Consider the following 23,516-nt stretch of genomic DNA (forward strand, 5'->3'; position numbering starts at 1 on the left):
CTTGTAACTAAAAAACTTTTAAATATTAATACCGGATTTTTTACATTATTAAAAATTTAAATTATGGCATCAGACATGGATAGAAGAAAATTTCTTCGTACAGGAGCAATTGCTGCTGCAGGATTGACGATTGTCCCGAGCACAGTGTTGGGTAAAAATTTTGGCTCTGTTGCACCCAGTGACAAATTGAACATATTGGGTGTTGGAGTAGGTGGACGTGGATTTGGCGTTCTCAAGGCAATGGATAGCCAGAATATCATCGGTTTGGCCGATGTAGACTGGAAGTATTGCAGCGGTGCTAAAGGAGTATTCAACCACTTCCCTAAAGCCGAAAAATTCTACGATTACAGAAAGATGTTCGATAAACTGGCTAAGTCTGCCGATGCGGTGATGGTTGCTACTGCCGACCATACGCACGCTATTGTTGCAGCCGAAGCTATGACATTGGGCAAACACGTATATTGCGAAAAACCGTTGACACACTCGGTTTACGAGTCTCGTTTGTTGACCAAATTAGCAGCTAAACATAAAGTGGCTACTCAAATGGGTAACCAAGGATCTTCGGGCGAAGGTGTTCGCAAAGTATGCGAATGGATCTGGAACGGAGAAATAGGCGAAATCACTAAAGTAGAAGCATTTACCGACCGTCCTATCTGGCCTCAGGGATTGAACGTACCTGAAGGAAAGGTAAAACCGGCTAAGACGTTGGATTGGGATCTGTTCTTAGGGCCTGCTAAATATCGCGATTACAACCCTATCTATACGCCTTGGAACTGGCGCGGATGGTGGGATTTCGGTACGGGAGCCCTTGGCGATATGGCATGCCATATCCTTCACCCTGTATTTAAAGGCCTTAAATTAGGCTACCCTACCAAAGTGCAAGGAAGCTCGAGTTTGTTGCTGACTGATTGTGCTCCGACTTCGCAAATGGTGAAATTGACATTCCCTGCCCGCGACAATATGCCTAAAGTGGCTATGCCTGAAGTAGAAGTTACTTGGTACGATGGTGGATTGAAACCTATGCGTCCGGAAGGATTCCCTCAGGGAAAAGACCTCAACGACGAAGGTGGAGGTGTTATCTTCCACGGAACAAAAGATACATTGATCTGCGGATGTTACGGCGTTCGTCCTTGGTTGTTGTCAGGTCGTACACCTAACTCGCCAAAAGTATTGCGCGAAGTAAAAACTTCTCACGAAATGGATTTCGTACGTGCATGTAAAGAAGATTCATCTAACCGCGTTGAGACAGCTTCTCCATTCAGCGAAGCAGGACCTTTCAACGAAATGGTTGTGATGGGGGTTCTTGCAATCCGCTTACAAGCACTTAACCAAGAGTTACATTGGGATGGTGAAAACATGCGTTTCACGAATATCGATCCGAATGCGACTATCAAGACAGTTATTAAAGACGGCTTTACAATTAAAGACGGCCACCCATCGTTTAATAAAACAATGACAGACCCTGTAAATGCTCAGGCATTTGCTCAGGAACTGATCAAGCATACTTATCGCGATGGTTGGAAATTGCCAGATATGCCAAGATAAAGTTTTGTGTGTTTAATTAAATATAATTTTTGTAAGGAAATGAAAAAAATCATTTATGGAGTCAGTTGTTTTCTAATGTTATCATTTATGGTAAGTTGTGGACCGACAGAATCTACGGATGTTAGTTTAGCATATTCTGCAACAGCAGGAGGCGCTGAAACAGATTCGTTAAAGCTACCGATAGATAAGGATGGCTATATTACTATCTTCGACGGAAAAACGTTTAACGGATGGCGTGGATACGGAAAAGACAAAGTTCCGGGAAAATGGACTATCGAAGATGGCTGTATTAAATTCAACGGTTCCGGTGGCGGAGAAGCTCAGGACGGTGATGGTGGAGATATTATCTTCGCTCATAAATTCAAAAACTTCGAGCTTGAATTGGAATGGAAAGTTGCCAAAGGTAGTAACTCTGGTATCTTCTATCTTGCACAGGAATATTGGTCTGAGCAAGAAGATGGTACTAAGCGATTAGAGCCTATTTATATCTCGGCACCTGAAGCGCAGGTTTTGGATAACGAAAACCATCCTGATGCTAAGCTGGGTAAGGATAACAATCGCCAGTCGATGTCTTTGTATGATATGATCCCGGCTAAACCACAAAACTCCAAACCATATGGAGAGTGGAATAAAGCTAAGGTCATGGTTTATAAAGGAACAGTTATCCACGGTCAGAACGATGAGAATGTTGTTGAATACCACTTGTGGACTCAACAATGGACAGATATGCTCCAGGCAAGTAAATTCAGCCAGGAGAAATGGCCATTGGCATTCGAATTGTTGAATAATTGTGGTGGTCCTAACCGCGAAGGATATATCGGTTTGCAAGATCATGGTGATGATGTTTGGTTCCGCAATATCCGCGTGAAAGTACTTGACTAATATTTTTTTACCTATATGATGAAAGTCCATAGGAGTAATTTTCTATGGACTTTTGTCTCAAAAAACACTATATAAATGAAAACACTTATACTTTTAAGCACTGTTTGCTTGATGCTTGTTTCGTGCGATACAAAGACCGAACAGGTGCAAGATGCTACTCCTCCGAAGAAGGATATCGCTCTGCAACTTTATTCATTGCGCGACGATATAAAGAAAGATTATGCCGGAACAATAGCCAAAGTTGGCGAAATGGGTTATACAGCTGTCGAAGCGGCAAATTATAACGATGGAAAATTCTATGGCAAAACACCGGAAGAATTTAAGGCGGATGTTGAAAAAGCAGGAATGAAAGTTCTTTCTTCTCACACTGGCCGCGAATTATCTGAAAAAGAACTGAAATCCAAAGACTTCACAGAGGCAATGAAATGGTGGGATCAATGTATTGCTGCTCACAAAGCTGCGGGAATGCAATATATCGTAACGCCGTGGATGCCTACTCCTAAGACGTTGAAGGATTTGCAGACATATTGCGAATATTATAATGCAATAGGTAAGAAATGTAAGGAAAACGGTATGGGGTATGGTTATCACAACCACGATTTTGAATATAAAAACAAAATCGAAGATAAATTGATGATCGACTATATGCTCGAAAATACTAATCCTGAATATGTTTTCTTCCAAATGGACGTTTATTGGGTAGTGAGAGGCGGACAGAGCCCTGTGGACTACTTCAATAAATACAAAAACCGTTTCACTTTGCTGCACATCAAAGACCATAAAGAACTTGGTCAGAGTGGTATGGTGGGATTCGATGCCATATTCAAAAACACGGATGCTGCCGGAACGAAAGGTTTGGTAGTAGAAGTGGAGCAATACAACTACGAACCGGCTGAAAGTGTAAAGAAAAGCTTGGAGTATTTGTTGAATTGCCCATTGGTAAAAGAAAGCTATCAATAATAATACTGAAAAATAAAGGATGTCTGATATTATCGGGCGTCCTTTGTCTATTTATAGCTATGCGAGCAATAATGGCTGACAATGGGGATTTTTATTATAACATATGCGGTACGGCAGAAGGTACCAGTTATAATATACTGTATCAGGATGCGGAAGGACGGGATTTCCAATCTGATATAGCATCCCTGCTTGCCGGTTTCGAAAAATCGCTTTCCGTTTACGATAAAACTTCGCTTATCTCGCGGATAAACCGCAATGAGACGACGAAAGTCGATGCTTATTTTGCAGAAGTCTTTACACGGGCAAAAGAAATCTATTCCCTTACCGATGGCGCTTTCGATGCTTCAGCCGAACCCTTGTTCAAAGCATGGGGATTCGGAGGAGGAGCACGCTATATCCCCGATGAGGAGCAAATAAAGGAGTTGCAATCCTATATCGGGATGGATAAAATTCGGTTAGAGAATAACCAAATTCTGAAAATTGATCCGAGAATAGTATTGAATTTCAATGCGATAGCCAAAGGTTATTCGGCTGATATTGTCGCCCGCTTTCTGGAGGCAGAAGGCTGCGTGAACTATATGGCCGAAATAGGCGGAGAAATACGCCTGAAAGGAAAGAACCTGCGGGGTGGAGACTGGCGGGTAGGTATCGATCGCCCGACGGATGAGAATCTTATTCCCGGTCAGGATTTGCAGGTGATACTTGAGGTTTCTGATAAAGCGCTTGCTACTTCGGGCAATTACCGGCAATATTATATCGAGAACGGGCAAAAGATGGTGCATACCATCGATCCTTCGACAGGCTATCCCGTAAGGCATAACCTGCTGTCGGTAACAGTCGTAGCCGACGACGCCATCACGGCCGATGCTTTTGCCACGGCTTTCTTGGTGCGGGGATTGGATGGCAGTGCCGGATGGATAGAGAAATATCCGTCTATCGATGCCTTGTTTATATGCGACGAAGAAGGAGAATATAAAGTCTATTCTTCGGCCGGAATGAAAAATTATATTGCGGAAATCAGATAAAAACTATATATTGTTAAATTTGTGAATAAATATCAGGTATGCCTGTGTAATTCGCATTATTTGTGTTATTTTTGAATAATATTACTGTTAAATCTAAAACCTAATTTTAAAATAAAGATATAATGAACACATTTTTATTCTTAGGAAACTTCGGAGCTCCCGAAATCATCATCATCGCATTAGCTATCCTATTGCTGTTCGGAGGAAAGAAAATCCCTGAACTGATGAAAGGTATCGGCAAAGGAGTGAGGAGCTTCAAAGACGGAATCAACGGAATCGAAAAAGACATAGAAGGAGCCGGAACAGACACTGAAAAAAAAGACTGATTGCGTAATCTTTTATGGAAGAAAATAAAGGAATGACCTTTTGGGATCATTTAGAAGAGTTTCGATGGACTTTATTGAGGTCTCTCGTTGCTCTTTTTATATTCGGAGTGCTTTGTTTTATCGCTATGCCGTATATCTACGACAGCATAATCATGGCTCCGACCAATTCCAATTTTTATCTATACAAATACCTCTGTAAAGCTACATCAGCCGTACCGTTTCTGCCCGATTTCTGCGACGATTCTTTTCATGTGGATATCATTAATATCAACATGACATCGCAGTTCTTCCGGCACATTACGACCTCTTTGTGGCTGGCATTGATATTGTCTTTCCCTTATTTGATATTTGAAATCTGGAAGTTTGTTCGTCCGGCGTTGTACGAGAGCGAGAAAAAGAGTTTCAAATGGGCGTTTACGTTCGGTACACTCATGTTTTTTATTGGCTGCATAGTCGGCTATTCTCTTGTATTCCCGATGACCTTCCGTTTTTTGGCGACCTATCAACTGAGCGAAATGATTGTCAATCAAATATCGCTCGATTCATATATGGATAACTTCCTGATGCTTATCTTTATGATGGGTGTCGTTTTCGAATTGCCACTCATATCGTGGGTGCTTTCGCAATTAGGACTATTATATAAATCCTTCTTCAAAAGATACAGACGCCATGCGATCGTGGGGCTGCTGGTACTCTCGGCATTTATTACGCCATCGGGTGATCCGTTTACCCTATCGGTGGTGTTTGTGCCGCTCTACTTCCTTTACGAATTGAGTGCCTTCTTTGTTAAGCCCGATCCGCTTCCGGATGAGGACGAGAATGAAGAACTGGAAGAAGGTGAGCACCCCGAATTGCAAGCAGAGTGATTATCCTCTAATCTAACAACTCATACCTTTCTTCCATTTGCACCCGGATAATGGATTTTCCGTTGTATCTGATTTTTTCGGTTTCCATACCTATAAGACTTACTTCGATATAGCCTGAGTAGCCTGTTGGTAATTTCAGATTGGCTGTTCCGTCTATATCTGTCATAACGTACATCATTGATGCCGGAATAGAGATCATGGCTCCTATTACCGGCTCGCCGCTTGCATCTGTTACGATGAATCGTGTTATTGTTTCTGTCGAGAAATCTTCTATTGCCGTTTTTATTTGCTCATCCAAAGGTAGAATGTCGTTCATATCTACTGTCAGATACATCTGTCCGTTTCGGGGGATATGCAAATCCTTCTTATAGCTCATTTCTTTACCGGACAAGACATAGAGGCTGTAATCCCTGTTACCCTTCAATGCTATTTTGCTAATGGAAGAGTTGAATACGGCAGCCCTGTCGAAGATGGGGAGGGTGTCATTGGCCGATTTGTCGACTAAGATGGTAAATTCAGGTTGATATTTCTCTGTATTCCGGAATGTAAGGAAAAGGGCGGAATTCTCAGAATATCGTGGCCATGCTCCCGATAGTTCCGATAATTTATGTATGCGCTTTTGTTCTTCTGCTTCCTCTCTGCCCGGAAGTTTTTTTATTGAAATATTTCTTTCCGATACAAAACTGGCGGGGATAGGTATTATGTAAGATACATCTCCGAATATTCCATCTGTATGCATGGATAACCTGTAGCCTACTTCACTGGCTTGCATCTCTTTAGATAGAAATGACGAATCGATTTGGGAAGCTAAGGGCGTTTGCCAATGCATAATTTTTCCACCCCATAGATATTCGAGCCGGAGTTGGAAAGTATCTTTTTTCTCTTTGGCTTTCAATCCTATTGTCATGGGATTGTCGCCATACCCTATCTTCTGGAGTTTGTAATTCTTCCAGATAGTATACCAGAAAGGGATATCGTATGCCGAACTCAACGAAATATGTGCCGAGTCTTTCGAGAACGATACCGAATAGTCTATCAGGCATATATGTTCCTCCCGAGCCGGTATAAAGTCTTTTTTGATATCCTTCGAAATTACCGTGTATTTGCTTACCGCCGGATTTACTTTTCCGGAGTAGGGCAGGGTGATGGCTCTCTTGTCGATCAGCCTGTTGTCGATATACGACAACAGGAATCCTTCGGACGTGATGGAGCTTGTATCGTTTCTTCTCTCTATGAGGAGCTGGTCGTTTTGGGTATATATCTTGATGATTTCTTTTGATCCGATATGCACCATAAACGATTTATGCTGTAATGTGTTGGATGTTTCTTTGCTTATTAGTGAGGTTGTTAACTTATAACTGAAATCGGCAGGAGGAAATTTATGTGTGGGGATTGAATAACGTATATCCTCGTTCAGCTTTATCGGCAGCGTTTCTTTGAAGAGGATATCGGGAACAAACACGCTGTCGCTTGCCGGTTGGTGGACATCTTTTTTTTTCGCTTCGATGTAAATAGAATCAGTTGCCGCTATTTTGTTGTCGCGTTCGGTTATGTGTATATTGAGTACCGGCGGATGTGAGGTAAAATGCCGGAAAGTATCTATTGATACATCCATAGTATATATTGCCGGAACTATTTGGTAATAGATACACTTTGCATAATCGGCACGTTTCTTTTCCTTTGCCAGATAGAGCCTATTGCTGTAATAACTTGTCTTTTCGTCTTTGGGAATAATGTATTCGTAGGAGAATAGACCGTTTTTGTCCGGATAAATTGTTTCGAGTAACTGACCTTCATTATCATTGACAAAAAGACGGTGATAATCATATATCGTTTCCCGTATATGGATAGTATCGCCCGGTTTATAAGCATTACTACCACTGTAGCTTTTTGAATAATGCCTGTGTGCTTCTTTTTTGAACTTGTGTAGTGCAGGAACATCTTTTGGGTTTGTATATGGTTTCCATCTGAAAGTAGAGAAAGGATAATTAGTTCCATCCCTGTTTACGATGGTTTCTACTCTCTTCTCTAGAGCAATAGATAAGTGATATGTCTGGCTTTCAGGATTCAGTCTCGACGTTTTTTTGTTATAAGTCACCGTCAGATTGGGTAGAGGCTTTCCGTAATCGTCGTAGAAAAGCACTTCGAGATTTTTGTCTGCACGAAGGGTGATCTGATTCAAACCTAATTCCATCGACTGGTACAACCTCAGGTGGAGTAGCTGCTTGTTCCGGCTCATTGTTATCAGCCAGTAATTGCCCTGTGGTAGTTTGGGGAAAGCTTCATTCCCCGGACATGTCATCACATATTCACCCAAAAACTCCTGTTCTTTGGTTAGTTCTTCATATTGTACTCCTTTTTGCAGTATCTTTTCATATAATTCATTGCTTATCTTGTAGATATAGACACTATCGTTGCCCATAAACGGATTTTCAATATTTACTTGTCCTTGTGCCGAGAGGATGGATAACAGGATAGCAAGAAGCGTCAGGCAGCAGCGGTTATTCATAGTGTTTGATGTTATATTATTCCGAGTTTCAAAAGTAGTCAGATAATAGGTGAAATGCAAAAGTTTCGAAACCAAAAAATAATAGTCGACGCATTCTGAAAATGTATTCGATTTTTGGCCGATTAAAATAGTTATCATGTCAATTATTTTGTACTTTTGTGCTGCATTTTGATAACAATAAATAATTTACATAAACCAATACAATAAAATACTAAAATGGCTTTAAAGTTTGTGTCTGCCGAAGAGGCTGCGAAATTAGTAAAACACGGATACAATGTAGGTTTCAGTGGTTTTACGCATGCAGGTTGTCCTAAAGTGGTTCCGGGTGAAATTGCTAAAATTGCTCAACAGGAACATGAAAAAGGTAATCCGTTCCAGATATCTGTTTTTACCGGGGCATCTACCGGTGATAAATTGGACGGCGAATTGGCAAGAGCAAAGGCTGTTAAATTCCGTACGCCATATCAGACTACTAAAGACATGCGCAATGCCATCAATAATGGCGAAGTGCAGTATTGCGATTTGCACCTTTCTACATTGGCGCAGGATTTGCGCTACGGTTTCTATGGAAACATCGACGTAGCCATTATCGAAGCGTGCGATGTAACCGAAGATGGCGAAATCGTTCCTACTTGCGGTGTGGGTATTTCCGCTACCGTTGCCCGTATGGCAAAAGTTGTTATTGTGGAGCTGAACAGATGGAATCCGAAAGAGATGAGAGGAATGCACGATATTTCCGAACCTTTGGATGCTCCTCGTCGTCGGGAGATTCCAATCTACGAAGTGCAGGACAGAATAGGGAAAGACCACATAAAGGTTGATCCGGCTAAAATAGTTGTAGTAGAATCGAACGTTCCGAATGAAGGTGGCGCGTTTGCTCCGGTAGATGAGATAACAACCAAAATCGGAGAAAATGTAGTACAGTTCTTCGTGAAAGAAATGGAAGAAGGACGTATGCCTAAAACATTCCTTCCGGTACAATCGGGCGTAGGTAACATTGCTAACGCCGTATTGGCAGCGATGGGAACAAACAAGGCTATCCCTGATTTCGAAGTATATACGGAGGTGATACAGGATGCTGTTATTGGGTTGATGAAGGAAGGCCGCGTGAAATTTGCCAGCGGTTGTTCGTTGACTGTAAGTAATGAATGCGTTGAGAAAATATACAAAGACTTAGACTTCTTCAAAGAAAGAATCGTTCTTCGTCCGTCTGAATATTCTAACAATCCCGAAGTGGTTCGCCGTCTGGGTATTATTGCTATCAATACAGCTATCGAAGCGGATATCTTCGGTAACATCAACTCTACTCATATCATGGGTACGAAGATGATGAACGGTATCGGTGGTTCGGGCGACTTTACCCGTGCATCGTATGTGTCGATATTCGTTACCCCTTCTACTGCTAAAGATGGCAAGATAAGCTCGTTTGTGCCAATGGTTTCGCACGAAGACCATAGCGAACACTCGGTTAAAATCATTATCTCGGAATATGGTGTAGCCGACCTTCGCGGTAAATCGCCGAAAGAGAGAGCGAGAGAAATTATCGAGAAATGTGCTCATCCAGACTATCGTCCAATGTTGCTCGAATACCTCGAAATGGGTGAAAAACAGGGCGGACAAACTCCTGTGGATTTGAAGAATGCTTTTGCTTTCCACGAAGCATTCAACGAAACAGGCGATATGCACAATGTAAAATGGAGAAAATAATAGAAGCGATTTGTGTTTCATAACTGGATTGCATTGGCAAGTGTATGGCGGGCCCTCTTGTAGGAATCATACACTTGCCTCTTTTTTATTCTTACTATGACTGTCCTATACGAAGACAACCACATTATTATCGTCAACAAGACGACTTCCGAGATTGTACAAGGCGACAAGACGGGAGATAAGCCATTGTCTGAAATTGTGAAGGAGTGGATAAAAGAAAAGCATAACAAGCCCGGAAATGTTTTCTTAGGGGTTACTCATCGTTTAGACAGGCCGGTAAGTGGTGTCGTCATCTTTGCCAAGACGAGCAAAGCGCTTAGCCGCCTGAACGAAATGTTTCGTACCAAACAGATAAAAAAGACTTATTGGGCGATAACCAAGAATACGCCTAAAATGCCGGAGGGAACGCTCCGCAATTATCTGATAAAGAACGAAAAGCAAAACAAATCTTACGCTTACGATACCGAAAAGCCCGGGACAAAACTGGCAATCCTGCATTACAAGTTGATTGGACATTCGGAAAAGTATAATCTGCTGGAAGTGGATTTGGAGACGGGGCGCCATCATCAGATACGTTGCCAGTTAGCCAAGATGGGCTGTGTAATAAAAGGCGACCTGAAATACGGAGCCGACCGCTCGAATCCCGACGGTGGTATCTCGCTTCATGCGCGCAAAGTATCTTTCGTGCATCCTGTTTCGAAAGAGCAGATAGAAGTTACAGCTCCCGTTCCCGACGATGCGTTGTGGAAGGCATTGGAAGCCGGACAACTATAAACCGGAGTTGAGGCAATCTAAAATTTATAGGTACTTACGCTGTAGTTTTTCGATACGATATTCTTGATAATATTCTTCAGGACAGCATAATCCATATCCTCGGAAAAGTTAGCCGAATCCGTTTCCCCTGTATCTACGCGCGACAAAGATAACTTGTACAAGCTGATATTCTCGTACGACTGAAAACCATAATCTATCTCGGCTTCTATCATTCCCATATCGTTTATGACATAGAATATATAAATGGGTACGACATTCGCATTCTCGTCCGTCGTAGACTGAAAATATTCGTAGCAGGAAACGAGCTTGTTATCTACCTGAAAGTTATCCACACAGAACTTGTCGGCAAATTCGCTTTCGGTCAAATCTCCTTCGGAATAGGCTTTGTATAGCGGCTCTTTGTAAGTGTCGCCTATCTCATAATTGCCCAAAGCATAGCAGCATTGTACCAAGCGCGTATAGGTGAAATAGTCGTCGGGCGCATATTCAACCAACTCGCTGAAAGCAGCTATTGCTTTCTTATACTGCTTGTTAGCCATCTCTTGCGTACCGATATTGTACAAAACGGTGATATACAGCTCGGTATCTTCTTTTATGTGCTTCTTGGCGTTATAGAAGGCTTTAAGGGATTCTTGCTGCAGCCCTGTCTTGTCGTAGGTATCGGCCAGCATAAAAAAGGCCTGCTCCGAAGGTTGGGCAGCTTCTATGCCTTGTTTGTAATAGCTGATAGCTTCGTCTGTTTCGTCTTTGGCCAAATAGAGGTTGCCCATAGCCTCGTAAAAATTTCCTATTTCGGGATTCGATTCGATTGCATTTTTCAGATACGAACCGGCTTTATCATAATCACCTGTGGAAAGGTAAATCGAGCCGATGCGATAATATAAGCGGGCAGATGCTTTCTTATTCTTTTCTTTGGCTATCGCTTCCGAAAGATAGGCGAGAGCAGTCTTGCTATCGTATAATATATGGTACGACCAGCCGATGTCGGATAATTCTTCCGCTGTAAAATTCTTTTTGTTTTTCGAACCGTATTGTTCGACAATGGTATGGTATTGTTCCTCCTCGAACAGTTTCTTTATGTTTTTGGATTGTCCCCACAGGTAGATGGGCAGTAGCGTAAAGATGAGTATGAGTAACAAGTGTTTTTTCATAATAATATGTATTTTAAAACCATTTTTTCCTTTTGAAGAAATACAACGTTGCGAGCCCTATGATAAGGAAAATGCCCCAAGCCAATGCATAACCATATTTCCATTCTGTTTCGGGCATTATATCGAAATTCATCCCCCACACCCCTACAAGGAAGGTCAGCGGGATGAAGATAGTGGAAACGATTGTCAGGCGCCTGATAATATTATTCATTATCAGGTTGTTATTGTTGTAGTAGATGTCTAACAAAGACGAAAGTGTATCATGTAGCGCATCCAGGTTGCTGAGCGTCGTACGGAGTTTGTCGTCGTAGTTATTGAAATAAACAATACTGCTGTCGCATATCAGCTTATTGGTATTGTGCAGCAGGTTTACAAATTCTTCGCGAAGCGACAGCATAGCCCGCTTCATGGAGGTATAGTAAGAGCGATTCATGTGCAGATAATGCATCAGGCGTTTGTCATTTTCTTGATTCAACAATTTTTCCTCTATATCCACCAGCGAATCTTCTATTTTCATCACCGTATTGGCAATCATCGTATTAGATGCAGCTAATAAGACATATAAGAAGTAATCGGCTTTCTTATCCCTTATCTGGATGTTGTTTTCTTTGATAGCCTCGGGAATGGTGTCGAATACGGGTATGGCTGTTTCCTGCATACTGATAACGAAATTTTCGCCCAGAATAAAAGCTAACTGCATATCTTCCAGTAGATTTTCATTATTCAGATAGAAGCCGTGCATCAGAATAAAAGTGATTTTTTCGTAAGTAACGACCTTGGTTACTTCCTGCGGAGACAACAGATCGCGTATATCGAAGCCATGCAACCCGAATTCGGTGCAGATTTTGGAAATCCTTGCCACGTCCGACATACCTATTATTTTGAACCAGTTGACATTGTCGGCAACAATTTCGGGTTTCAGTTTCTCTACGGAAGTAATGTCTTTTACCGACATTTCCTTCTCGTTGTACTGGATATGCTGGATAGTGGTAGGTATATTATTATCTCCCTGATATACAGGGTTGGATAAGAAAACACTTCCTACCAATCTGCGTTTTGTCCCTTTCTGTTGCTTTTTTCTCATGTCGCTTTGCTTTTCTTCATCCCAAAAATCAGAAACGCCGTTCAAGTCTAACTCCTACTCAAAAGTAAGAATAAAATTGTATATTTGTTTCTCTTACGGCTCTATATTTAAACCAAACAGGATGACAAATAGTTTCGGAAAAAAACAGGTCGAAGCATGAAGGATATATTCCAGGTACTGAAAAAGAAAAAGCTGCAATCCTTTTTTCTTTTCTATATTCTGTTACTGCTGCCTATACTGACTCCTCTGGCTGAGAATTATAGCTGGATGGACAAGTTGCTGCTGGTAGTGGTCTGCCTGTTGCTTTTTATGGCTATTTCGGTTATCTGTGTATTCGTTTCGCCGAGGACGGAGAAGATTATTTATTCGGTTATGCTGGTCTTTGCTATTATTCCCGGCTCCATATTCCTCAGTTATTTGCTGTTTGCTCATGTGATGCTCGAACAGAACAGTGTGATGAGCCTTTTCGAGACCAATCCCGAAGAGAGCAAGGAATTTCTTGCCAACTATATGAATGTCTGGGTGATAGTGGGCACACTTGCTTATGCTGCCGTCCCGATTGTGATGATTTGCAGGATGAAGCGTTACACTCCGCTCAAAGCCCGTTTCTATAAAGGGCATATTATCGTTTCGGTCTTGATAATTGTGGCTATCGTTTCGCTTGCGCGGGTAGCGCGTTCGGTCTATTTTATCAATATTTACCGGACATTTATTACTTATAAGGTGCGTGTACATCACGAGAAAAAAACGATAAGGGCACGGCAGTCCGAACCCTTTGATATCCGGACGATTTATGCCGATACCATTCCGCAGACGATTGTGGTGGTTATTGGCGAATCGCTTACCAAAGACCATATGTCGTTATATGGTTATCAGCGGAAAACAAATCCTTTGTTAGAGCAATATACCGATAGCTTCTTGCTTGTTTACCGGGAGGTGATTTCGCCGCAGGTACATACCATTCCGGTGATGCGGGCAGCCTTGTCGATGGCAGAGCCCGATTATCCCGAATATTTCGAAGAGCGGCCTTCCCTGATAGAATTGTACAACCGCTTGGGCTTCGAAACGTATATGATTACGAACCAGGCATTCAGCGAGAAGTGCCATTCGAGTTATGACATCCTGCTTACGCTGGCGAAGCATAAATATAACTTTGCACCTAAAAAGCAATATGACGAAATCGTTTTCACGGCTTTCGATGAGATAATGGAATCGGATAAGGGGAAGGATAAATTTATACTGATTCATCTTATTGGTAGCCACATGGCCTACGAATACCGCTATCCGTATACGTTCGATACGTTCGATTACGAAGAAGACGGATTGATAGAAGAAAAGCCTTTCAGGAAGACGAAGGAGAAACGGATGATAGACAACTACGACAACTCGGTGCTGTACAACGATTATATCGTCGACCGCATGATACGGCAGTTGCAGGAGGAAAGCCCGAATGCCATGCTGCTTTACTTCTCCGATCATGGCGAAGAATTATATGATTATCGTAAATTTGCAGGGCATGTCTACGAAAAGGTGTCGCCGCCTATGTGCGAAGTGCCTTTCCTGCTTTGGATGTCGTCCTATTTCCGCGATAAGCGTTCCGGTTTGGTATTCGATGCCTACCGTCCGTATTCGACAGGCGATTTCATATACAGTATGTCCGATATATCGGGGATGCGCTACGAAGGATTCGATAGCAAGCGGAGCATATTCTCTCCCGATTTCGAGCCGAAAGAACGCTTTGTGGACGAGAAAGCGTATGACGATATTTTAGAACGATTCGATAGTAATAAGCGATAATGAAACAATACGACCTCATAACCATTCTTGGGCCTACGGCATCGGGCAAAACGACATTTGCCTGCCATTTGGCCTATCACTCGGATGCCGAAATAATCAGCGGTGATTCGCGGCAGGTCTACCGCTCGATGGACATCGGTACAGGAAAGGATTTAGGTGATTATATGGTAGAGGGCAAACCGATACCCTATCATCTGATCGATATTCGCGACGCCGGCGACAAGTACAATATCTTCGAATATCAGCACGATTTTCACAAAGCATATACGGATATACGGCAGCGAGGAAAAATGCCTATTCTTTGCGGAGGTTCGGGGCTGTATATCGAATCCGTTTTGCGAGGTTATTCGTTGGTGAATGTCCCCGAGAATAAAGCACTCCGCGAAAGCCTGCAAAATAAATCGCTCGAAGAGCTGACGGCTCTGCTGGCTTCGTATAAGCCATTGCACAATACGACCGATGTAGATACGGCACAACGGGCTATCCGTGCTATCGAGATTGAAGAATACACGAAAAGTCATCCTGCCGAACGAAACGAATTTCCTCCGCTGAATAGTTTGATTATAGGCGTGGATATTGAGCGCGAGCTTCGCCGCCAACGGATTACCAACCGGCTGAAAGCCCGTCTTGAGGAAGGGATGATTGAAGAAATACGCTCTATTCTTGACAAGGGGATTCACCCCGATGACCTGATTTATTACGGTCTGGAGTATAAATATGTAACCTTATACGTTCAGGGTAAGTTGAGTTACGAGGAAATGTTCAGCCAATTGGAGATAGCCATTCACCAGTTTGCCAAGCGGCAAATGACCTGGTTCAGAGGGATGGAAAAACGGGGCTTGCATATTCACTGGATAGATTATGCCATTCCTATGGACGCACGTATTGCTATGGTACAGAAACTAATAGAAGAAAAATAATAAGATAACAACTATGATACTGATTCACAAAGCGACGATTATCAACGAAGGGCGTTCTTTTACAGGCTCGGTGTTGGTCGAAAATGATAAAATAAAAGCTGTCTATGAAGGGCAGGTTCCCGAAGAGATTATCAATAGGGCAGAAGTTGTAGACGCTACGGGTTTGTGGCTGTTGCCGGGAGTGATAGACGATCAGGTTCACTTCCGTGATCCGGGACTGACCTACAAAGGCGATATTGCCACGGAGAGCCGCGCCGCTATTGCCGGAGGGGTGACCTCGTTTATGGATATGCCCAATACGAAGCCGCAGACAACGACAATTGACGAACTGAACAGAAAATTTGAGCTGGGCGCGGAGAAATCCTATGCGAATTACTCTTTCTATCTGGGAGCGACGAATGACAATATAGCCGAATTGCGCAAGGTAGATCGCAAAACCGTTTGCGGTGTTAAGGTATTTATGGGTTCGTCTACGGGTAATATGCTGGTAGATAAGAAACAAACCCTGCAGGCTATTTTTGCCGAGGTGGATATGTTGATTGCCTGCCATTGCGAGAAGGAAGAGATTATCCGTCGCAATCTGGAATATTACCAATCGGAATATAAAGGCGAAAGCGATATTCCTATCCAATATCATCCGTTGATTCGCAGTGCCGAGGCTTGTTACGAGTCCTCGTCCGAAGCTGCCGAACTGGCAAGCCGTTACGATTCGCGCCTGCATATCCTGCACCTTTCCACTGCGCGTGAGGTGAGCATTTTCGATGCGAAGCCTTTGGCCGAAAAGAAGATCACAGGCGAGGTTTGTGTGCATCATCTCTGGTTTTCGGATGAGGATTATGCGACATACGGTGCACGCATCAAATGGAATCCGGCTATCAAGACCAAAGCTGATAGAGAGGGATTGATGCAGGGACTGCTGAATGGACGCTTGGATGTGATTGCTACCGACCATGCTCCGCATCTGTGGGAAGAAAAGCAGGGTGGGGCGCTCAAGGCTTCGTCGGGAGGGCCATTGGTGCAACATTCCTTGCAGGTCATGCTCGAGTTAGCCAAGGATGGCAGAATAACAAAGGAACAAGTGGTGGAAAAGATGTGCCATGCTCCGGCAACGCTTTTCCATGTGCATAAACGGGGTTATATACGCGAAGGCTATTTTGCCGATTTGGTATTGGTAGACCCGAATAACTCTTATACTGTGAGCAAAGAAAATATCCTCTACAAGTGCCATTGGTCACCGTTCGAGGGGCAGACGTTCGCTCATTCTATCGTTCAAACTTATCTGAATGGAAAACTTGCTTTCGACAAAGGTGAAGTAAAAGAGGTCAGAGGAGAAGCACTGATGTTTGACTATTAATTAGCTGGACTTATGAAAAGATTGATACTGTTATTCTTGTTGTCTATATTCTTTTTCGATGCTGCATGGTCAACAGGCCCGTCTTATATTCATGCCGAAATGCGTCCGATTTCTGTCAATGATAAAGGCGAAATCCTTTGTCGTACCCGTTTCGAGAAGAATCCGATGGGAGGGCATTATCCGATGGATATCGAATATGGTGTTTGTGTAATTACATCCGATACAATCGTTATGTATGGAACGCACCTATTGCAATATCAAGGTTATCCCACGTATGAATCATACGAACAGCATCAGAACTTTTGGGACAGTATTTTTTACAGTCCGTTCGATAAAAGTAAGTTAAGTGATATAGAATATATGGTGGCGAATCATTATTATAAGTTTTCCGAATCGAACGTTGAACCTTATCTGGTGAATGATACATTATCCGTTGAGGATATGAAACGAAAGAGAAAGATAGATTTGACTAAAATATCACAAAAGTCTTTATATGGTGGGACAGGCATCTATCCGAAAGATTATTTATCCAGAAAAGTTATACTATTATATGATTTCGGTCATCTGTTGATAATCCAGAATAATAACGGTATATCGGATGAAGGTGATGAAGAATGGACTATTGCTTTCAACTATCCTTCAGGCTTTTTATTCCGGAATGAAAACGGGGAGGATGTGGATGTCGGATATGACTACGGGCGTATAACAGGAATATTGTATAAGGAATAACAAAAGGATACCATCACGGTATCCTTTCGTTTTTATCAGTAGTAGGTATATTTCTTTTTCCTATGAAAAGGCTTGTTCCGGATGAACCATCGGACTTGAATGATAATCCATATAGCCCAGATAACGCCTATTATCGGAAACATACACTATTCGTACTCATTCCATGCCTTGATTTCGATTTCTTCCACATCCATTTTGCAGAATGCCTGAATGAATGCCGATGCAAGGCGCGAATTGGTTAATAATGGCACATTATAGTCGATAGAAGCCCTACGGATTTTGTAACCGTTGTTCAACTCGCTCGAAGAGAAGTTTTTCGGGATATTGACTACCAATTCTATTTCGTGGTTCTGTATCATTTCCAAAGCGCTTGGCTTCTGTTCCTCCGATGGCCAGTAAACTTGTGTAGCCGGAACGCCATTTTCGACAAGGAATTTCTGCGAACCACCCGTTGCGTAGATGTCGTATCCTTTCTGATGGAGCAGGCGGGCAGCCTCTAACAATTCAACCTTCGATTTGGCAGGACCTGTCGAGAAGAGTACGGTTTTCTTCGGAATCTTGTGCCCTACCGAAAGCATCGCTTTCAGCATAGCGTCGTAGAAGTTATCGCCGATACATCCAACCTCTCCTGTCGAAGCCATCTCTACACCCAACACAGGGTCGGCTTTTTGCAGGCGTGAGAAAGAGAATTGCGAAGCCTTGATACCTACATAGTCGAGGTCGAAGTCGTTCTTGTTCGGTTTCTCTACATCCATGCCGAGCATTACTTGTGTTGCCAGTTCGATGAAGTTGATTTTCAACACCTTCGATACGAATGGGAAGGAACGCGATGCACGCAGGTTACACTCGATTACGCGGATGCTATTGTCTTTCGCAAGGAATTGTATATTGAATGGCCCGGAGATTTGCAGTTCTTTCGCAATCTTGCGGGCAACTTTCTTGATACGGCGAACAGTCTCGATATACAAGCGTTGCGCCGGGAATTGTATGGTTGCGTCTCCCGAGTGAACTCCGGCAAACTCGACGTGTTCGGAGATGGCATACATCACGATTTCGCCTTTGTTGGCTACGGCGTCTATCTCGATTTCCTTGGCATTTTCGACGAACTCGCTCACTACTACCGGATGTTTCTTCGACACTTCGGCAGCAAGGCTCAGGAAGTTTTCCAATTCCTGGTCGTTGGAACAAACATTCATCGCAGCACCCGAAAGAACGTAAGATGGACGAATCAATACCGGATAACCCACTTCGTTCACGAATCCTTTGATGTCGTCGAGCGAGGTAAGTTCTTTCCAGCGTGGTTGGTCTACCCCGATGCGGTCGAGCATGCTCGAGAACTTGTGACGGTCTTCGGCATTGTCGATGCTCTGTGCTGTTGTCCCAAGAATATTTACACCTGCGTCATCCAAGCGGAGAGCAAGGTTATTAGGTATCTGTCCACCCACCGAAAGAATCACTCCGTGTGGATTTTCCAGTTCGATGATGTCCATTACACGCTCGTAAGTCAACTCGTCGAAGTAGAGACGATCGCACATATCGTAGTCGGTCGAAACTGTTTCGGGGTTGTAGTTTATCATTACTGAACGGTAACCTTCCTTGCGGATGGTTTGCAGGGCATTCACCGAACACCAGTCGAACTCAACGGAAGAGCCGATGCGGTATGCTCCCGATCCGAGAACGATAACCGATTTCTTGTCTCCCAAGTAGTTGACATCGTTTTCTGTTCCGTTATAAGTGATATACAGGTAGTTGGTTTGTGCCGGATATTCAGCAGCCAGTGTATCTATCTGTTTCACACAAGGAACGATTCCGTTTGCTTTACGTATGCGGCGAACTTCAAATGCACTACGTTCTGCGAGGTCTGAGTCCTTGCTTACGATTTTGGCAATCTGGAAGTCCGAGAATCCCATTTGCTTCGCCGAACGGAGCAAATCGAGCGGCAATGATTGCACGTCGTCGAATTTGCCGAGCTCTTTCGAGCATTTGAATATGTAATTCAGTTTTTGCAGGAACCAACGGTCTATTTTTGTCAAATCATGTATCTGGTCTACGGTATATCCTCTCTTGAAGGCTTCTTCGATACAGAACACGCGTTTGTCGGTCGGGTTTTTCAACGCATCGTCGAGGTTGGCAACATCCAGCGATTTATTGCCTACAAATCCGTGCATTCCGATGTTGATCATGCGGAGACCTTTTTGGATTGCCTCTTCGAATGTACGTCCGATAGCCATGATTTCACCTACCGATTTCATGCTCGAGCCGATTTCTTTCGATACGCCGTGGAATTTACCCAAGTCCCAGCGAGGGATTTTTACCACTACATAGTCGAGTGCCGGTTCGAAGAAGGCGCACGTCGATTTGGTTACCGAGTTTTTCAGTTCGAATAAGCCATAACCCAATCCCAATTTCGCAGCAACGAAAGCCAATGGATAACCGGTTGCTTTGGATGCCAGTGCCGACGAACGGCTGAGGCGGGCGTTCACTTCGATTACGCGGTAATCTTCGGATTCGGTGTCGAAGGCAAATTGTACGTTACATTCTCCTACGATGCCGATATGCTTAACAATACGGACAGAGAGTTCGCGTAATTTATTGAATTCGGAGTTGGTTAATGTTTGCGACGGTGCAACTACAATACTCTCCCCGGTATGAATTCCCAGCGGGTCGAAGTTTTCCATGTTACAGACTGTCATACAGTTTCCGTAACGGTCGCGTACCACTTCGTACTCGATTTCTTTCCAGCCTTTCAGCGATTTTTCAACCAGTAGCTGAGGTGAGTAAGCGAGCGCTTTCTCGGCAAGGCTACGTAGCTCCTGCTCGTTGTCGCAGAACCCCGAACCTAATCCACCCAATGCATAGGCGGCACGTACGATGATTGGGTAACCGAGTTCGGCTGCTGCTTCTACGGCGTCTTCTATGCTGTCTACGGCGTGGCTCTTGATGGTTTTTACGTCTATTTCATCAAGCTTTTTAACGAAAAGCTCGCGGTCTTCGGTGTCCATGATGGCTTGTACGGGTGTTCCCAATACACGCACGTTGTATTTATCCAAAATACCTCCTTGGAATAGTTGTACGCCGCAATTGAGGGCTGTCTGTCCACCAAAAGCCAGCAGGATTCCGTCCGGTTTTTCTTTTTGGATAACTTTTTCTACAAAGTATGGAGTGATTGGCAGGAAGTAGATTTTGTCGGCACTTCCTTCCGATGTCTGTACGGTTGCAATGTTGGGGTTGATGAGTACAGTTTCGATTCCTTCTTCTTTCAGAGCTTTCAAGGCTTGCGAACCCGAATAGTCGAACTCTCCGGCTTCACCGATTTTCAGGGCTCCCGAACCGAGGACTAATACTTTTTTTACATCTATATCCATTTATATTCTGTTTTTTGCCTCCCCAACCCCTCCAAGGAGGGGCTTTTTAAGGGATTATTTGTTTATTATTATATTTTTTTAATCTTATCCCTCCCCCTTCGGGGAGGTTAGGAGGGGCTTTATAATTTTTCTATGAACATATCGAACAGGAAGTCGGTATCGGTAGGGCCGCTTGCCGCTTCGGGGTGGAACTGTGCCGAGAAGAATGGCTTGGTTTTATGCTTGATTCCTTCGTTTGTTCCGTCATTCAGATTGACAAACAGCGGTTCCCATTCTTCGCCGAGCGATGAGTTGGATACGGCAAATCCGTGGTTTTGAGAGGTAATAAAGCATTTGTTGCTGTTGACCATTCTCACCGGCTGGTTGTGGCTGCGGTGTCCGTATTTCAATTTGTAGGTAGTTGCTCCGCCGGCTTTCGACAGGAGTTGGTTACCCATACAAATTCCGCAGATAGGTTTTCCTGTTTCCATCGCTTTGCGGATGTTTTTTACCGTTTCTTCGCAGAAATCAGGATTGCCCGGTCCATTAGAGATAAATAATCCGTCCCATTCCAACTGGTTGAAGTCGTAATCCCAAGGCACACGGATAATTGTTACATCCCGTTTCAGCAGGCTGCGTATAATATTATGTTTCACACCGCAATCTATCAGTACAACTTTTTTCTTGCCGTTGCCGTATGTTATCACTTCTTTGCAACTGGCTTTGGCTACCTGATTTTCGTTATTCGGGTCGATAAAGTCTATTTCGTCGGGGCTGTTGAATACAATCTTCCCTTTCATTGCTCCTTTTTCGCGCAGAATCTTGGTCAGTTGACGTGTGTCGATACCGTAGATACCCGGAACACCGTGTTCTTTCAACCATTCGCCGAGGCTTTTTTTAGCATTCCAGTGCGAATATTCGTGCGAGTAATTGGAAATAATCAATCCACTAACCTGTATTTTTTCAGATTCGTAAAAGTCTGATATACCGTCCGTAGAGGTATTGTCAGGTACACCGTAGTTTCCTACAAGCGGGAAGGTAACTACCAATATTTGTCCGAGATAAGACGGGTCTGTGAGACTTTCGGGGTAGCCGACCATGGCTGTGCTGAAGACTACTTCGCCTGCACTGGCTTTTTCGCTCCCGAAAGAAAAACCTTGGAATACTGTTCCATCGTCAAGGATAAGTTGAACCGGTTTGTCTGATTGCATCTTTTGTTCAAGTATTATAATTAGTGATAAAATTGTTTCTCTCAAAGTTAAAAAAAAAGGAACGAGATATCTAACATATCTGTTCCTTTAGATTTTATTATAGTTTCCTATGTTGTCGCCTATTTTTCTTTTTTTTCTCATTTTTTCAAATATTCTATGGTATGAATATCTGAAGCACAAAGGTAGAAAATAAAAAGATACGAATGCGACTTTTCAGCTATTAAAAATCAATAAAGTTTTCAACAATTAATTCTTTTTGGTAACGGTAACCTTAATTTCCTTGAGGTTGCTGTCGAATTTTTCCAGTTCGCTTTGAGTCAGGGCGAAGCTTACAATCCTTCTTGTGCCTGTGTTTACCGAGTCTTTTACGGTGGTAGCATCTCTGGTAAGGAATACTTCGTTGTTTTTGTTATACAGCTCGAACAGGTAGTCGTAGGTACCTTCTTTTTCGATGACAAAGTATGCATCGATAATGGCACTTTGTTTGAATTTGGCAATGTAATCCAATTTCACGCCGTCGCAAATGTTCTCGGAATGAGGTACTTCTACGTAATGCGTTTTTACTTCATCGCTAACTCCGTCTACTAATCCGTCGGCCGTTTGTACGAGGGTTCTTCCGGCTACAGCAGCTACTTTGGTGGCATGCTCGTTCAGTTGCCTGTCGATACTTCGTCCGGCACCTAAGGCAAGGCTGCCTGCCGCATCGGTTGTTTTTTCTGCAAGTTGTGCTCCGTTTTCGTCAATCGCTTCTGCTATTCCTTCGGCTGCGCTCATGCCTACTTCCGTCACCGTTTTGGTGGCTTCTTTGGCTTTTTCTTTTATCGAAGATTTCGAACATGAATTGAAAAGGAGGGCGCCTAAAACGATAGATGACAAAAATAATAATGCTTTTTTCATTTCCAAATGAGTTTTAATTAGGTACTGATGCAATTTTATAAGTTTCTTTTTGCAAAGAAAATGAATTTATTGATACAAAGCATTATAGGAGAGAAAAAAAGAATGTAGCAAAATATGCTTTTTCTTCGGATGATGTGGATATATAATTTTGAAACTTGAGTAAATTTTGTTTTCTTTGCATTGTAATAAAGTGCGATTATTGTGCATAATGGAAGTAGATTTATAGTTTCTTTATTATCTAATATATTATATACTAATATGATATATATCGATTTCTACGTGCACACACACACACACACACACGAAAATTTAGCGATTATTTCTTATACTACCAAATTTCAGGTGTAGAATTTTCAGAAAAAAATCACCTCCCCCCGTCCCCCTCCAACAGAGGGGGAGTAAAAACATATACTCTTTTCCTATCTCCTCCCCTCG

Annotated in this window: 18 protein-coding genes; 12 read left to right on the plus strand and 6 right to left on the minus strand. The window is 43.0% G+C overall.

What is annotated here, in order from left to right; all coding sequences use genetic code 11:
* Positions 1 to 63: 63 nt before the first annotated feature.
* The 6 genes from D0T66_RS05475 (at position 64) to tatC (ending at position 5,604) form a co-directional block, all read left to right on the plus strand.
* Positions 64 to 1,545, plus strand: coding sequence for a Gfo/Idh/MocA family protein (locus D0T66_RS05475; RefSeq protein WP_185154819.1), 1,482 nt, complete (start codon positions 64 to 66; stop codon positions 1,543 to 1,545).
* 39 nt (positions 1,546 to 1,584) lie between these two features.
* Positions 1,585 to 2,427 carry a DUF1080 domain-containing protein gene (locus tag D0T66_RS05480; RefSeq protein ID WP_163356234.1) on the plus strand — a complete coding sequence of 281 codons (843 nt, stop codon included), beginning with the start codon at positions 1,585 to 1,587 and terminating at the stop codon, positions 2,425 to 2,427.
* A gap of 75 nt (positions 2,428 to 2,502) precedes the next feature.
* The gene (locus tag D0T66_RS05485; RefSeq protein WP_163356235.1) at positions 2,503 to 3,387 is read left to right on the plus strand and encodes a sugar phosphate isomerase/epimerase; all 885 of its coding nucleotides are present in this window, start codon (positions 2,503 to 2,505) and stop codon (positions 3,385 to 3,387) included.
* Between the two features lie 59 nt (positions 3,388 to 3,446).
* Positions 3,447 to 4,412, plus strand: a complete 966-nt coding sequence (locus D0T66_RS05490; RefSeq protein WP_163356236.1) for an FAD:protein FMN transferase — start codon at positions 3,447 to 3,449, stop codon at positions 4,410 to 4,412.
* A gap of 122 nt (positions 4,413 to 4,534) precedes the next feature.
* Entirely contained in the window at positions 4,535 to 4,738 is a 204-nt protein-coding gene (locus D0T66_RS05495) for a twin-arginine translocase TatA/TatE family subunit (RefSeq protein WP_163356237.1), read from the plus strand.
* A gap of 14 nt (positions 4,739 to 4,752) precedes the next feature.
* A complete protein-coding gene (tatC, locus tag D0T66_RS05500) occupies positions 4,753 to 5,604 on the plus strand; it encodes a twin-arginine translocase subunit TatC (RefSeq protein ID WP_163356238.1) in 852 nt (283 codons plus the stop codon).
* Positions 5,605 to 5,611: 7 nt separating this feature from the next.
* Here tatC and D0T66_RS05505 read toward each other — a convergent pair whose 3' ends face one another.
* Positions 5,612 to 8,113, minus strand: coding sequence for a hypothetical protein (locus tag D0T66_RS05505; protein ID WP_163356239.1), 2,502 nt, complete (start codon positions 8,111 to 8,113; stop codon positions 5,612 to 5,614).
* A gap of 216 nt (positions 8,114 to 8,329) precedes the next feature.
* Here D0T66_RS05505 and D0T66_RS05510 point away from each other — a divergent pair, with 216 nt between their 5' ends.
* Positions 8,330 to 9,820 (plus strand): acetyl-CoA hydrolase/transferase family protein, encoded by a 1,491-nt coding sequence (locus D0T66_RS05510; RefSeq protein WP_163356240.1) that lies wholly within the window; start codon positions 8,330 to 8,332, stop codon positions 9,818 to 9,820.
* A 96-nt stretch (positions 9,821 to 9,916) separates the two neighbouring features.
* The gene (locus tag D0T66_RS05515; protein WP_163356241.1) at positions 9,917 to 10,594 is read left to right on the plus strand and encodes an RluA family pseudouridine synthase; all 678 of its coding nucleotides are present in this window, start codon (positions 9,917 to 9,919) and stop codon (positions 10,592 to 10,594) included.
* Positions 10,595 to 10,611: 17 nt separating this feature from the next.
* On the opposite strand, the gene D0T66_RS05520 is transcribed toward D0T66_RS05515, so the two are convergent.
* Together D0T66_RS05520 and corA are read right to left on the minus strand one after the other, a co-directional pair.
* Positions 10,612 to 11,745: a lipopolysaccharide assembly protein LapB gene (locus D0T66_RS05520; protein WP_163356242.1), complete on the minus strand. Its 1,134-nt coding sequence runs from the start codon at positions 11,743 to 11,745 to the stop codon at positions 10,612 to 10,614.
* Between the two features lie 13 nt (positions 11,746 to 11,758).
* The gene (corA, locus tag D0T66_RS05525) at positions 11,759 to 12,829 is read right to left on the minus strand and encodes a magnesium/cobalt transporter CorA (protein WP_163356243.1); all 1,071 of its coding nucleotides are present in this window, start codon (positions 12,827 to 12,829) and stop codon (positions 11,759 to 11,761) included.
* Between the two features lie 156 nt (positions 12,830 to 12,985).
* On the opposite strand from corA, the gene D0T66_RS05530 reads away from it, so the two are divergent.
* Genes D0T66_RS05530 through D0T66_RS05545 form a run of 4 tightly spaced genes read left to right on the plus strand, consistent with a single transcriptional unit; the run spans position 12,986 to position 17,629 of the window.
* Positions 12,986 to 14,626, plus strand: a complete 1,641-nt coding sequence (locus D0T66_RS05530) for a sulfatase-like hydrolase/transferase (RefSeq protein WP_163356244.1) — start codon at positions 12,986 to 12,988, stop codon at positions 14,624 to 14,626.
* Positions 14,626 to 15,546, plus strand: coding sequence for a tRNA (adenosine(37)-N6)-dimethylallyltransferase MiaA (gene miaA / locus D0T66_RS05535; RefSeq protein WP_163356245.1), 921 nt, complete (start codon positions 14,626 to 14,628; stop codon positions 15,544 to 15,546). Before D0T66_RS05530 ends, miaA begins: the two co-directional genes overlap by 1 nt.
* A gap of 13 nt (positions 15,547 to 15,559) precedes the next feature.
* A complete protein-coding gene (locus tag D0T66_RS05540) occupies positions 15,560 to 16,900 on the plus strand; it encodes a dihydroorotase (protein ID WP_163356246.1) in 1,341 nt (446 codons plus the stop codon).
* A gap of 12 nt (positions 16,901 to 16,912) precedes the next feature.
* The gene (locus D0T66_RS05545; RefSeq protein ID WP_163356247.1) at positions 16,913 to 17,629 is read left to right on the plus strand and encodes a hypothetical protein; all 717 of its coding nucleotides are present in this window, start codon (positions 16,913 to 16,915) and stop codon (positions 17,627 to 17,629) included.
* Positions 17,630 to 17,775: 146 nt separating this feature from the next.
* On the opposite strand, the gene carB is transcribed toward D0T66_RS05545, so the two are convergent.
* The 3 genes from carB to D0T66_RS05560 all read right to left on the minus strand — a co-directional run bounded on the left by carB (position 17,776) and on the right by D0T66_RS05560 (position 23,081).
* Positions 17,776 to 20,994, minus strand: a complete 3,219-nt coding sequence (gene carB / locus D0T66_RS05550) for a carbamoyl-phosphate synthase (glutamine-hydrolyzing) large subunit (protein WP_163356248.1) — start codon at positions 20,992 to 20,994, stop codon at positions 17,776 to 17,778.
* 119 nt (positions 20,995 to 21,113) lie between these two features.
* Positions 21,114 to 22,184, minus strand: coding sequence for a glutamine-hydrolyzing carbamoyl-phosphate synthase small subunit (carA, locus tag D0T66_RS05555; RefSeq protein ID WP_163356249.1), 1,071 nt, complete (start codon positions 22,182 to 22,184; stop codon positions 21,114 to 21,116).
* 246 nt (positions 22,185 to 22,430) lie between these two features.
* The gene (locus D0T66_RS05560) at positions 22,431 to 23,081 is read right to left on the minus strand and encodes a hypothetical protein (RefSeq protein ID WP_163356250.1); all 651 of its coding nucleotides are present in this window, start codon (positions 23,079 to 23,081) and stop codon (positions 22,431 to 22,433) included.
* Positions 23,082 to 23,516 lie beyond the last annotated feature (435 nt).

It is taken from the genome of Dysgonomonas sp. 25 (assembly GCF_010501075.1).
Lineage (GTDB): Bacteria > Bacteroidota > Bacteroidia > Bacteroidales > Dysgonomonadaceae > Dysgonomonas.